Raw genomic sequence first — 12229 nt, 5'->3', positions numbered from 1 at the left:
ATGACCTCTCCGGCATCGGCCCCGGCGGGCTACGATCCGGCGGATCTCGAGCGCTGGGCGCCGGAGCCGCCGAAGTCCCGCACGCGCACCCCCTTCCAGCGCGATCGCGCGCGCGTGCTGCACTCCTCGGCGCTGCGCCGCCTGGGAGCGAAGACGCAGGTCCTCGGCGCCGGCTCGAACGACTTCTCCCGGACCCGGCTCACGCACTCCCTCGAGGTCGCCCAGGTGGGGCGGGACCTCGCCATCGAGCTGGGCTGCGACCCGGACGTCGTCGATGCCGCCTGCCTCTCCCACGACCTCGGCCACCCGCCCTTCGGCCACAACGGCGAGAAGGTCCTGGACGACATCGCCGCGGACTTCGGCGGCTTCGAGGGCAACGCCCAGACGCTGCGTCTGCTCACGCGGCTCGAGCCGAAGGTCATCGGGGAGGACCGCCCGTACGGGCTGAACCTCACCCGCGCGGTGGTCGACGCGGCCATCAAGTACCCGTGGACGCGCCGCCAGGGCCCGGATCCGCGCTCCCCGAAGTTCGGCGCCTATGCCGACGACGTCGACGTCTACTCCTGGGCCCGCGAGGGCGCCGTGCCGGGGCGGAAGTGCTTCGAGGCGCAGGTCATGGACGTCTCCGACGACATCGCCTATTCGGTGCACGACGTCGAGGACGCCATCACCGGGGGCTCTCTCGAGCTCGAAGCGCTGGCGGACCCGCAGGAGCGGGCGGCCGCGCTGTACGTCGTCCAGGACTGGTACACCCCCGAGGACTCCCTGGAGGAGCTCGACGAGGCCCTGTCGCGGCTCGAGGCCGAGGCCTCCTGGGTGCGCGGCTTCGACGGCTCGCTGCGTGCCGCCGCGGCCCTGAAGGACCTCACCAGCCAGCTGATCGGGCGCTTCACCCACGCCGTCGTGGCCGCCTCGCGGGAGGTGCACGGGGACGTGCCGCTGGCCCGCTATCGCGGCGAGCTCGTCGTGCCCGCGAGCGTGCGCCGGGAGATCGCGGTCCTCAAGGGGCTGGCCGCCGCGTACGTGATGTCCTCCGCGACCCAGCAGCCCGTGTATGCGCAGCAGGAGCAGATCATCCGCGAGCTGTATGCGCTGCTGTGGAACACCGGCACCACCCATCTCAGCCCGATCTTCGCCGAGCTGTGGGAGAGCGCCCCCGACGACGACGCGCGGCGCCGCGTCGTGGTCGACCAGATCGCCTCGTACACCGATGTCACGGCGCGGCGGCTGCACGATGCGCTCTACGATCGGAGCACCACGCACGTCACGGCGGCGGACACCCCGCTGCCCGGTCTGGGATCGGAGCTCTGAGGACACGGTGAGCTCGGGCAGGATCCGACGCGAGGACATCGACCAGGTCCGCGATCGCGCACGCCTGGAGGAGGTCGTCAGCGAGCACGTCACGCTGCGCACCGCCGGCATCGGCTCCATGAAGGGCCTGTGCCCCTTCCACGACGAGAAGACGCCGTCCTTCCATATCCGCCCCCAGCTGGGCCATTGGCACTGCTTCGGCTGCGGCGAGGGCGGGGACGTGTTCGCCTTCGTGCAGAAGATCAACCACCTCAGCTTCGTCGAGGCCGTGGAGATGCTCGCCGGCCGCTACCAGGTCCAGCTCCGGTACGAGGAGTCCGGGCCGGGCGGGGGCGGTCGCGGCGAGCGCACCGACTTCGGGACCCGTCAGCGCCTGCTGGACGCCCACGCCATCGCCGAGGAGTACTTCCGCGAGCAGCTCGCGACGCCGGCCGCCGAGGTGGGCCGCCGCTTCCTCGCCGAGCGCGGCTTCGACCGCGCGGCCGCGGAGCGCTTCGGCGTGGGATTCGCCCCCGAGGGCTGGGACTCCCTGCTGGGGCACCTGCGCGGTCGCGGCTTCACCGAGCCCGAGCTGCAGTCCAGCGGACTCGTCTCGCAGGGGCAGCGCGGCGTGTACGACCGGTTCCGCGGCCGGCTGACGTGGCCGATCCGCGACGTCACGGGGAAGACCATCGGCTTCGGGGCCCGGCGCCTGCTGGAGAGCGACAAGGGACCCAAGTACCTCAACACCCCCGAGTCGCCGCTGTACCACAAGGCGAAGGTCCTCTACGGGCTCGACCTCGCCCGCAAGGAGATCGCCGCCCAGCACCGCGTGGTCGTCGTCGAGGGGTACACCGATGTGATGGCCGCCCACCTGGCCGGGGTCACGACCGCCGTGGCCAGCTGCGGGACCGCCTTCGGCGCCGAGCACGTGAAGATGGTCCGCCGGGTGATGGGGGATACCGCGGCGACGGCGGCGCTGAACCTCGGCGGGGAGAGCCGCGGCATGCGAGGCGAGGTCATCTTCACCTTCGACGGCGACGCGGCCGGCCAGAAGGCGGCCCTGCGCGCCTTCGAGGAGGACCAGCGCTTCGTCGCGCAGACCTTCGTGGCCGTCGAGCCCAGCGGCATGGACCCCTGCGAGCTTCGGATCGCCAAGGGGGACGAGGCCGTGCGCGACCTCATCGACTCCCGCATGCCGATGTTCGAGTTCGCGATCCGCTCGGTGCTCGACCAGGTGGACCTGAACACCGTCGAAGGCCAGGTCAGCGGGCTGCGGATGGCGGCCCCCGTGGTCGCGCAGATCCGCGACCACGCCATGCGGCCGGAGTACGCGCGCCGTCTGTCCGGATGGCTCGGCATGGACGAGCGCACCGTGCTGCGCGCGGTGCACGACGCCTCGCGCAGCGCCCCGCGCCCGGGGCGCCACGCCGCGCCCGCGACGGCCCCGCAGGGCTCCGAGCCTGCGGCCGATGCCGCCGCGCCGATCGTCGCCGCGCCGCGGATCGCCGACGTGGTCAGCCCTCGCGATCCGGTGGGCCAGGTCGAGCTGCAGTCCCTCGCCGTCATGCTGCAGGCGCCGAACCACCTGGACGCCGAGAAGGTCGCCTCCCTGCCCGACGACTCCTTCCACGTCCCGGCGCTGCAGGGGGTCTGGGACGTGATGCTCGCGGCCGGAACGCTGCTGGACGCCGTCGAGGGGACGCTGAGCCCCGGCCGCTACATCGACCAGGTGCTCGAGATCGCGGGGGAGACCACCCGCCCCCTGGTCGTCGAGATCGCGAACCATCCGCTGCCGGCCCGGGACGAGGCGGCGCTGGGGCGGCTGGCGACCTCCCTGCTGGACCGGCTCGTCGAGCTGTCGGTCACGCGCGAGTACTCGGTGCTCAAGCAGCGACTGCAGCGCGTGGACCCCGGTCGCGACCCCGAGCGCTACCAGCAGATCCTCACCCAGCTCAGCGCCGTGCAGGAGAAGCGTCGGGCGATCCGCGGCGCCGACTGACCCCGGGGGCCGCCGCGGATTCGCGGCATGCCCGCGGAGCTGGAAGAATGGGCCGGTCTCCCGGCCCCGCCGGGTGCGCGGGCCTGTAGCTCAGTCGGTCAGAGCACCGGACTCATAATCCGTCGGTCGTGGGTTCAAGCCCCACCAGGCCTACCTGCGATGCCGTGACCTGCGCTCGGGCGCCGCCCCGGCGCAGGCGGCGGCGCCGGCCCGGGCGGACGCCTGCCCGGCGACGCGCCGGAGACCACGGCGGACATCCGCTGTGCAACGGTTCGGCAACGCGCGGTGCCTCCGGTCACTGTGTGCGCGACGCGGGGGCCGGAGTCGTGTAGCGTAGGACATGTCCGCGGCGCAGGCTGCGGGCGTCCGTGCGAAGCACTCCTGGGTGGCAGCCATCGGCTGGCGGCAGAGATGCCGCTTCGCACATGCACGGGGCGTCCATGCTCCCGTGCGCGTCTCTAGGATTTGGTTTTCATCTCAGCACTGGCATCACCGGCAGCTTCCCTCACTCATCGCGACCCCTCGCGTCCTCTCCACTGGCGTCACGCCGCGGATGACGTGCTCGTCGCGACGACCTCGGGCGAATATGCTGGCCACATCGTTTCGGACAGCGGGATCTTCTGTGTCTTCGGGTCGATGGGCGAGAACCACGGAAGCGCGGATTCCCTCGCGGGAGCCCGCGCCATCCTCGAGAGTCCCCAGCGGAAACGCGACTCCTCCACCACGACACGCTTCGCCTCTGCGAAGCATGCCTCGTCGAGGCCCGCGCGACCGCACTCTCTGGCCGAGCCCTCGGCCGAACACATAGTAGAAAGAAGCACCCCATGACTACTGGCACCGTGAAGTGGTTCAACTCCGACAAGGGCTTCGGCTTCATCGCTCCCGATGACGGCACCCCCGACGTCTTCGCTCACTTCAGCAACATCGCCGGCTCCGGTTTCCGCAACCTGGAGGAGAACCAGAAGGTCTCCTTCGAGGTCGAGCGCACCGACCGCGGCATGGCCGCGGTGAACATCCAGGCCATCTGAGCCTCGGAGCACCCAGGAACGCCCGCCGGATCTCCGGCGGGCGTTCCCGCGTCCGGGGCTGCCCCCGTACGCACCAGGAACGCCCGCCGATCGCTCGGCGGGCGTTCCTGCGTCCGGGGCGCCGGCGATCCCGGCGGCGACGGACGACGGACAACGGGGCGGGGAACGAGGGACGACGGGACCCGGCGCCGAAAGACGACGGGCCCCGGAGCCGAAAGACGACGGGGGCCCGGAGCCGAAAGACGACGGGGGCCCGGCGACGAGGGACGACGGGACGGAGGCCGCCCCGTCGTCGGTCGTGCCGCCCGCGGGTCAGGCCCGGTTGCGGTACTGCGCCATCAGCGGACACTCGAAGGGATCGCGGGCGGCGATCCCGACCGTGTTCAGGTAGCGGATCACCGAGACGTACGAGCCGTAGACGGACTCCTCGGTGTAGGGCACGTGCAGACGCTCGCACTGCTCGCGGACGATCTCCCGGGCGCGCGCGAGGTGGGGGCGCGGCATCGAGGGGAACAGGTGGTGCTCGATCTGGTAGTTGAGGCCGCCGAAGATGGCGGTCGCCCACCAGCCGCCGCGGATGTTGCGCGAGGTGCGCACCTGCTTGGAGAAGAAGTCCAGGCGGGCGTCCCGCGCGACGAGGGGCATGCCCGTGTGGTTCGGCGCGAACGAGGCGCCCATCGAGAAGCCGAACACGGCGATCTGCACGCCGAGGAACGCGAAGGCCATGCCGAGCGGCAGCATGAGGAAGACCGGGACGGCGATCAGCGCGAAGCGCCCGAGCACGAGGGCGAGCTCGAGGGCGCGATGGGTGGTCTGCCTGGCCCCGAAGAGGTGCTTGAAGCTGTGCAGGTAGAGGTTCAGGCCCTCGAGGAGCAGCAGGGGGAAGAACAGCCAGCCCTGCCGCTTGGTGATCCACCGGCTGAGCCCGCGGGAGGCGGCGGCGTCATCGGCCGTGAACGCGATCACGTCCACGGCGATGTCGGGGTCCTTGTCGACGCGGTTGGGGTTGCCGTGGTGGCGGGTGTGCTTGGTCTCCCACCAGCTGTAGCTGAGGCCGATCATCCCCGCCAGCACCCGCGCCAGCAGCGTGTTGGACTTCCCGCCGGCCAGGACCTGGCGGTGGCCGGCCTCATGGGCGACGAAGGCGACCTGGGTGAGGACCAGGCCGGAGACCCCGGCCACGATGAGCTGGAGCCAGCTGTCGCCGAGCAGCACGAAGGCCGCGACGCAGGCGGCGCTGACCAGCGCGAGGACCGCCCCGAGCAGGATGTAGTACCAGCGCGCACGGCGCAGGAGGCCCTCGGCCTTCACGAGGTTCGAGACCTCCATGAAGGCACGCAGCTGGGGAGGGAACGATCCCGCGTCCACGGGGGCGTGCGCGGGAGCGCCGGACGCGGGAGCGGGAAGGACGGTAGCGGTCATGGGACTCCTCGGGTCGAGGTGACGCGTGGACCGCGCCGGGTTCGCCGAGGGGCTCCCCAACTCCTCCTACGGTACGGGCCGCGGCTGGGAGACGCGTGCGCGATCCACGAGAACACCCCTGCCGCGCCCGCGCGACTACCATGGGACGACCCCCGGAACCTCGACAACGGAGCGAACCATGGTCACCGCCCTTCTGATCGTCGATGCGCAGCTCGACTTCACCGAAGGGGGTGCGCTCGGCGTCGACGGGGCCACCGCGGCATTCCGGCGCACCGCAGAGATGCTCGCGCAGGCCCAGGGCGAGGGCCGCCTGCTCCAGGAGTACCCCCTGATCGTCACGACGCAGGACTGGCACGTCGATCCGGGCTCGCACTGGTCCGAGCACCCCGACTACCTCGCCTCCTGGCCGGTGCACTGCCGCGCCGGATCTCCCGGGGCGGAGCTGAACCCGATCATCTCCGCGGCCCTGCGCACCGTCCCCCCGGAGAGGCTGGTGCGCATCACCAAGGGCGAGCACGAGGCCGCCTATTCCGGCTTCGAGGGGCACGACGCCTCCGGGACCCCGCTGGCCGAGCTGCTGCACGGGCGGGGCATCACGGCGGTGGACGTGTGCGGGATCGCCACGGACCACTGCGTGCGGGCCACGGCCCTGGACGCCGTCTCCGCCGGGTTCTCGGTGCGGCTGCTGTCCGACCAGGTGGCCGCGGTCGACCCCGGCCGCGGCCAGTCGACCATCCAGGAGCTGCGCGAGGCCGGGGCGCTGATCGTCTGATCGGTGCCGACGTGGCATCGGTCATAAACCCCCGGTCAGGGCGCTGTGGATGTGCGCCGGGCGCCCCGCCCCTGGTAGAGTTCTTCTCGTTGATCCCGCGTAGCTCAATCGGCAGAGCATTCGACTGTTAATCGAACGGTTACTGGTTCAAGTCCAGTCGCGGGAGCCATTGCCCCCAGGTCAGCCCCGGATCCGTCCGGGGCTGACCTGTTTGCTCCCACCGTCGCTCCGCTCCGTCCGATCCCTGCCGCAGGAGGATCCCCGCGTGACCACCATGCCGGATGACCGGTTCGAGCTGCCCGAGGCCTTCGGCGACGGGTCCGTCTGGGCCGACCGCGTGGCCGAGCGCAGCTACGTCGGCCGCAATCGCCGCGGCGTCGAGATCCCCATCGGCTCCGGCGAGGGCCAGATCAACCCGGGGGAGCTGCTCAAGCTCGCCCTGATCGGCTGCGCCGGGATGAGCGCCGACTTCGCCATCGGCCGCCGCCTGGGCCCCGACTTCGCCGCCCGGCTGTGGGCCCACGGGGTGGCGGACCCGGAGACGGATCGCTACGCCGAGATCGGCGAGCAGATCCAGCTGGACCTGGAGGGCCTGGACGACGCGGGCCTGGCGCGCCTGGTGACGGTGATCGGCCGCGCCATCGACGCGGGCTGCACCGTGCAGCGCACCGTGGAGCCCGGGGTCGCCGTCCACCACACCGTCCTGGGCGCGGAGCCCGCCCCGCCCGCACCCGTCACCGAGACCGATCCGTCCGAGGAGACCCCGGCATGACCTACCGCGACATCCGAGTCGTCGGCGATCCCGTCCTGCGCACCGCGTGCGACCCGATCACCCGCATCACCGACGGCGTGCGCACCCTCGTGGCGGACCTCCTCGAGACCGTGGACGAGGACGGCCGGGCCGGTCTCGCCGCGAACCAGATCGGCGTGTCGCTGCGGGCGTTCTCCTACAACATCGAGGAGATCGGCCTGGGGTACATCCTCAACCCCCGCATCGTCGAGGTCTCCGAGGAGACGCAGGACGGCGAGGAGGGCTGCCTGTCCGTGCCGGGGCTGTGGTACCCGCGCACCCGGGCCGCCTTCGCCCGCTGCGTCGGCACCGATCTGGAGGGCCGCGAGGTCGAGATCGCGGGCGAGGGGATCGTCGCCCGGCTCATCGAGCACGAGGTCGGCCACCTGGACGGAGAGCTCTACATCGACGGGCTCGAGCGCACGGTGCGCAAGCGCGCGTTGCGAGATATCCGCGAGAAGCTCTAGTCTGGGCGGGCACGCACCGTGCTCGCCTCGTTCCGAGGGAACCGTTCCGTTGGGGAAGACGTGATCGGAAACCGGAAGGAACGCGATGACTCACGGTGTGCTGTTCATCCACTCCGCGCCGCGCGCCCTGGCACCGCATATCGAATGGGCCGCCAGCGGAGTTCTCGGCGTGCCCGCGAAGATCCGCTGGGAGGATCAGCCGGTGGGCCGCAGCCTGGTGCGCGCCGAGCTCGGCTGGCGCGGCGGCGGCGACACCGGCGCGCGCCTGGTGAGCGCCCTGCGCGGCATGGACGAGGTCCGCTTCGAGGTGGTCCAGGAGGCCACCCCCGTCTCCGACGGCGCCCGCTGGAGCTGCACCCCGGAGCTGGGCATCCATCACGCAGCGACCGACCGCGCGGGCAACACCGTGCTCACCGAGGATCGCGTGCGCGGCTGCATCGACCGCGCCGAGGGGGATCCGCGCGCCCTGGTGCGCGAGCTCGGCATCGCGCTCGGCGAGCCGTGGGACGAGGACCTCGAGATCTACCGCCACGCCGGCGAGGGCGTGCCGATGCGCTGGCTGACCCGCGTGAGCTGACCGGTCCGCCCACGACCGCGGCGATGCCGGCCGTCTCCGGGAGCAGACGAGGACGGGGCGCCCACCGATGCGGTGGGCGCCCCGTCCTGCACGGCGCTGCGGCCGGGCCGCTCAGGCGGTCGTGACCACCACGGCCACGTCATGGCCGCCGAAGCCGAAGGCGTTGTTGAGCACGGCGAAGTCCCCGGCGGGCAGGTTCTGCGGCGCATTGGCCGCGATGCGCATCGGCACATCGGGGTCCAGGTTCTCGATGTTGATGCTGGGCGGGGCCACCCGGTGGTGGGCGGCGAGCACCGAGAACACGGTCTCGAGCGCGCCGGCGCCGCCGAGCAGATGGCCGGTCATCGACTTGGTCGAGGACACCACGGCCTGGTCCGTCGTCCCGTCGAGGGCCTTGACCACGGCGTTCAGCTCGCCGATGTCCCCCAGCGGGGTCGAGGTGCCGTGGGCGTTGACGTGCGCGACGTCGATCGCGGAGACGCCCGCGTCCTGCACCGCCTCGCGGATCGCGCGAGACTGGCCGTCCACCGAGGGGGCGGAGATGTGGTGGGCGTCCGAGGCCATGCCGCGGCCGGCGACGTACCCGTAGATGCGCGCACCGCGGGCCTTGGCGTGCTCCTCCGACTCGAGGACCAGGATCGCCGCGCCCTCGCCGAGGACGAAGCCGTCGCGGTCCTTGTCGTAGGGCCGGGAGGCGTGCTCCGGATCGTCCGTGCGGGTGGACAGCGCGCGGATGTTCGCGAAGCCGGCCAGCGGCAGCGGATGGATGCAGGACTCGGTGCCGCCGGCGACCACGACGTCGGCGCGGCCGCTGCGGATCATGTCCAGCGCGCCCGCGACGGCCTCGGCGCCCGAGGCGCAGGCCGAGACGGGGGTGTGCGCGCCCGCCTGCGCGCCCAGGTCCAGCTCGATGTGCGCGGCCGAGGAGTTGGCCATCAGCATGGGCACGGTGAAGGGGTTCACGCGGCGTGCGCCGCGCTCCTTGACCACGTCCCACTGGTCCAGGATCGTCCAGACCCCGCCGATCCCGGTGCCCACGACCACACCGAGGCGGGTCGGGTCCATCTCCGGGGTGCCGGCGTCGGCCCAGGCCTCCCGGGCCGCGATCATGGCGAACTGGCCGCTGGGGTCGAGCTTCTTCGCCTCGGGGCGGGAGAGCACGTCGAAGGGGTCCAGGGAGACGGAGCAGGCGAAGTCGACGGAGAGGCCGTACCGCTCCTTCCAGTCGTTGTCGAGCGTGCGGGCCGTCGACGTGCCGGCGAGGGCGGCGTCCCAGGTCGACGCCACATCGGCGCCGAGCGGATTGACGGTCCCGAGGCCGGTGACGGCGACACGGGTGGTGGAAGCGGACATCGAGGACCTCCGGGTCGACGGTGTGGCGGGATGGGCGGGCGGTCGCTGCGCAGGAACAGCGGGGGAATGCAGGGAGCGCCCGGGATGCACCCGCTGGGGTGCCCCGGGCGCTGCCGGGTTCAGGCCTGCGCGCCCGCGATGTACTTGACGGCGTCGCCGACGGTGGCGAGGTTCTTGACCTCTTCGTCGGGGATGCGCACCTCGAACTTCTCCTCCGCGTTGACGACGATGGTCATCATGGAGATGGAGTCGATGTCGAGGTCATCGGTGAAGGACTTCTCCAGGAGGACGTCCTCCGTGGCGACACCGGTCTCCTCGTTGACGATCTCAGCGAGTCCGGCGAGGATCTCGTCTTCCGTGTGTGCCATGGGGTCTCCTTATTTCTGTGGACTGTGTTGGCAAGGAAAGAGTACCCGCGACGGCGGGCGGGGAAGGGCTCCGCGCCGCGCGTCGTGGGAACGGGAGGTGATCTGCGCCCTGTCGGTCAGGGCAGGATCACCACCTGGCCCGCGTAGGCCAGGCCGGCTCCGAAGCCGAACTGCACGAGGACGTCGCCGCTTCTGGCGGAGCCCTCCTCGAGCAGGCGATGGGTGGCCAGCGGGATCGACGCCGCGGAGGTGTTCCCCGTCTCGGCGATGTCCCGGCCGACGACGACCGAGTCCGGCAGCTTCAGCTGTTTGACCAGCTCGTCGATGATGCGCATGTTCGCCTGGTGGGGGACGAACACGTCGATGTCCTCGGTGGTGAGGCCGGACTGCTCGAGCGCCTCGCGGATCTTCTGGGCGGTGTGCCAGACGGCCCACCGGAAGACGGTGCGGCCGTCCTGCTCGAGGGTGGGCCAGGGGGTCTTCCCGTCGCGGTAGTCGATGAGGGACCCCGTCATCCGGATCGTGTCCCAGTTCTCGCTGCCGCTGCCCCAGACGGTGGGCCCGATGAGGGGCTCGTCACTTGCGCCCACCACCGCGGCGCCGGCGCCGTCGCCCAGCAGGAAGGAGATCGACCGGTCGGTGGGGGAGACGAAGTCGGAGAGCTTCTCCGCGCCGATGACGAGGACGTGGCGCGCGCTGCCCGAGCGGATCAGGGCATCGGCCTGGCCGATGCCGTAGCAGAACCCCGCGCAGGCGGCGGAGATGTCGTAGGCGATGAGGTCGGGCCGGCCCAGCTTCCCGGCCAGCAGGGTCGCCAGCGACGGCGTCGCGTACGGGAAGCTGATCGTGGAGACGATGATCGCATCGAGCTGCTCGATGTCGATCCCGGACTTCTCGATCGCCTCGCGGCCGGCCTGCTCGGCGAGGTCCTTCACGCCCACCTCGGCGCTCGCCCGGGTGCGGGTGACGATGCCGGTGCGCTGGCGGATCCACTCGTCGGAGGAGTCGATGGGGCCGACGAGGTCGTCGTTGGGGACGCTGAGGTCGCCGCGGGCTGCGCCGTAGGCGAGGACGCGGGAGCCGGGGACGGTGGCGCGGGGGCGCAGGCTCGGGGCCATGCTCAGGCCTCCTCGTCCGATGCGGAGGACGCCTCGGCGGCGGCATGCTCGGCGACGAGCGCCCGGGCGGCCTCGAGGTCGTCCGGGGTGCTGAGGTTCGCCAGCGCCGTGCCCTTCAGCTCGCGCTTGGCCAGACCGGTGAGCGTGCCGGCGGGGTTCACCTCGAGGATCGCCGTCACGCCGCGCTCGGCGAAGACGCGCATGCACGCCTCCCAGTCCACGGGGGCGGCGACCTGCTGGACGATCAGGTCGAGGTAGCGGGAGCCGTCGGTGAGGACCTCGCCGCCGGCGTTGGAGACCAGCGGGCGGTCCTCGCGGGCGTCGGCCGGGGACAGGGAGGGGGCGAACTCCGCGAGGGTCGAGCGGGCCGGCTCCATGTACCGGGTGTGGAAGGCGCCGGCGACCTGCAGCGGGATCACGCGGGCGCGCGCCGGGGCGTTCTCGGCCAGGGCGGAGATCGCTGCGGCGGCGCCGGCGGCGACGACCTGGCCGGAGGAGTTGAGGTTCGCCGGGGCCAGCCCCTGCGCCTCGATCGCGGCGAGGACCTCCTCGCGCACCCCGCCGACGACGGCGGCCATGGAGGTGGGCTCCGCGGCCGCGGCCTCGGCCATGGCACGCGAGCGCACCGCGACCAGGCGCAGCGCGTCCTCGGGGGAGAGCACCCCCGCCAGCGCGCTGGCGGTGACCTCGCCGACGCTGTGCCCGGCCAGCAGCGCCGGGGCGCTCGAGCTCGCGAAGGAGCCGGCCCGGTACTGCGTGCCGAGGGCATCGGCGGCGATCACGCCGGCGGCGACCAGCAGCGGCTGGGCCACGGCGGTGTCCCGGATCGTGTCGGCATCGGACTGCGTGCCGTGGGCGATCAGGTCGATGCCGGCGGCCTCGGAGTAGGCGGCGAGGGATTCCCGGACGCCCGGGAGCTCCAGCCACGGAGCGAGGAAGCCGGGCTTCTGGGCGCCCTGGCCGGGACAGACGATGGCGAGCACGGGAACCTCCCACGGTTCGGGTGATGGGGGACGGGGGAGGGCGCGGCGGGGGCCGCGCC

At 72.1% G+C, this 12229-nt stretch carries 12 protein-coding genes and 2 tRNA genes; 9 read left to right on the top strand and 5 right to left on the bottom strand.

Translation table 11 applies throughout. The features are described from left to right. The 4 genes from ABD234_RS01775 (at position 1) to ABD234_RS01760 (ending at position 4320) form a co-directional block, all read left to right on the top strand. Positions 1-1311, top strand: coding sequence for a deoxyguanosinetriphosphate triphosphohydrolase (locus tag ABD234_RS01775; RefSeq protein WP_038370123.1), 1311 nt, complete (start codon positions 1-3; stop codon positions 1309-1311). 7 nt (positions 1312-1318) lie between these two features. After that, a complete protein-coding gene (gene dnaG, locus ABD234_RS01770) occupies positions 1319-3292 on the top strand; it encodes a DNA primase (protein ID WP_038370124.1) in 1974 nt (657 codons plus the stop codon). A 79-nt stretch (positions 3293-3371) separates the two neighbouring features. Next, positions 3372-3445 (top strand) — tRNA-Ile (locus ABD234_RS01765). A gap of 671 nt (positions 3446-4116) precedes the next feature. Then, complete coding sequence (locus tag ABD234_RS01760; protein ID WP_038370126.1) at positions 4117-4320, top strand: cold-shock protein; 204 nt, start codon at positions 4117-4119, stop codon at positions 4318-4320. Positions 4321-4632: 312 nt separating this feature from the next. On the opposite strand, the gene ABD234_RS01755 is transcribed toward ABD234_RS01760, so the two are convergent. Continuing rightward, a complete protein-coding gene (locus ABD234_RS01755; protein ID WP_051486383.1) occupies positions 4633-5742 on the bottom strand; it encodes a fatty acid desaturase family protein in 1110 nt (369 codons plus the stop codon). Between the two features lie 178 nt (positions 5743-5920). On the opposite strand from ABD234_RS01755, the gene ABD234_RS01750 reads away from it, so the two are divergent. The 5 genes from ABD234_RS01750 (at position 5921) to ABD234_RS01730 (ending at position 8348) form a co-directional block, all read left to right on the top strand. Further along, positions 5921-6514 carry an isochorismatase family protein gene (locus ABD234_RS01750; protein ID WP_038370127.1) on the top strand — a complete coding sequence of 198 codons (594 nt, stop codon included), beginning with the start codon at positions 5921-5923 and terminating at the stop codon, positions 6512-6514. A gap of 93 nt (positions 6515-6607) precedes the next feature. Next, a tRNA-Asn gene (locus ABD234_RS01745) sits at positions 6608-6683 on the top strand. A gap of 105 nt (positions 6684-6788) precedes the next feature. Continuing rightward, the gene (locus ABD234_RS01740) at positions 6789-7286 is read left to right on the top strand and encodes an OsmC family protein (protein WP_232226167.1); all 498 of its coding nucleotides are present in this window, start codon (positions 6789-6791) and stop codon (positions 7284-7286) included. Further along, positions 7283-7771, top strand: a complete 489-nt coding sequence (locus tag ABD234_RS01735) for a peptide deformylase (RefSeq protein ID WP_038370129.1) — start codon at positions 7283-7285, stop codon at positions 7769-7771. The genes ABD234_RS01740 and ABD234_RS01735 overlap by 4 nt, the downstream gene beginning before the upstream one ends. Before the next feature lie 85 nt (positions 7772-7856). Next, positions 7857-8348 carry a DUF3145 domain-containing protein gene (locus tag ABD234_RS01730; protein WP_038370131.1) on the top strand — a complete coding sequence of 164 codons (492 nt, stop codon included), beginning with the start codon at positions 7857-7859 and terminating at the stop codon, positions 8346-8348. A gap of 111 nt (positions 8349-8459) precedes the next feature. Here the strand turns inward: ABD234_RS01730 and ABD234_RS01725 are convergent, their stop codons facing one another. The 4 genes from ABD234_RS01725 to ABD234_RS01710 all read right to left on the bottom strand — a co-directional run bounded on the left by ABD234_RS01725 (position 8460) and on the right by ABD234_RS01710 (position 12170). Next, positions 8460-9701, bottom strand: coding sequence for a beta-ketoacyl-[acyl-carrier-protein] synthase family protein (locus ABD234_RS01725; RefSeq protein ID WP_038370132.1), 1242 nt, complete (start codon positions 9699-9701; stop codon positions 8460-8462). A 119-nt stretch (positions 9702-9820) separates the two neighbouring features. Beyond that, entirely contained in the window at positions 9821-10069 is a 249-nt protein-coding gene (locus tag ABD234_RS01720) for an acyl carrier protein (RefSeq protein WP_038370134.1), read from the bottom strand. A 116-nt stretch (positions 10070-10185) separates the two neighbouring features. Further along, positions 10186-11187 carry a beta-ketoacyl-ACP synthase III gene (locus ABD234_RS01715; RefSeq protein ID WP_051486385.1) on the bottom strand — a complete coding sequence of 334 codons (1002 nt, stop codon included), beginning with the start codon at positions 11185-11187 and terminating at the stop codon, positions 10186-10188. A 2-nt stretch (positions 11188-11189) separates the two neighbouring features. Further along, positions 11190-12170 carry an ACP S-malonyltransferase gene (locus tag ABD234_RS01710; RefSeq protein WP_038370135.1) on the bottom strand — a complete coding sequence of 327 codons (981 nt, stop codon included), beginning with the start codon at positions 12168-12170 and terminating at the stop codon, positions 11190-11192. Between the last annotated feature and the right edge of the window lie 59 nt (positions 12171-12229).

Source organism: Brachybacterium phenoliresistens (assembly GCF_039530785.1).
Taxonomy (GTDB): domain Bacteria; phylum Actinomycetota; class Actinomycetes; order Actinomycetales; family Dermabacteraceae; genus Brachybacterium; species Brachybacterium phenoliresistens.
Note: the sequence above shows the minus strand (reverse complement) of the source record. Positions and strands in the feature narration are given on the sequence as shown.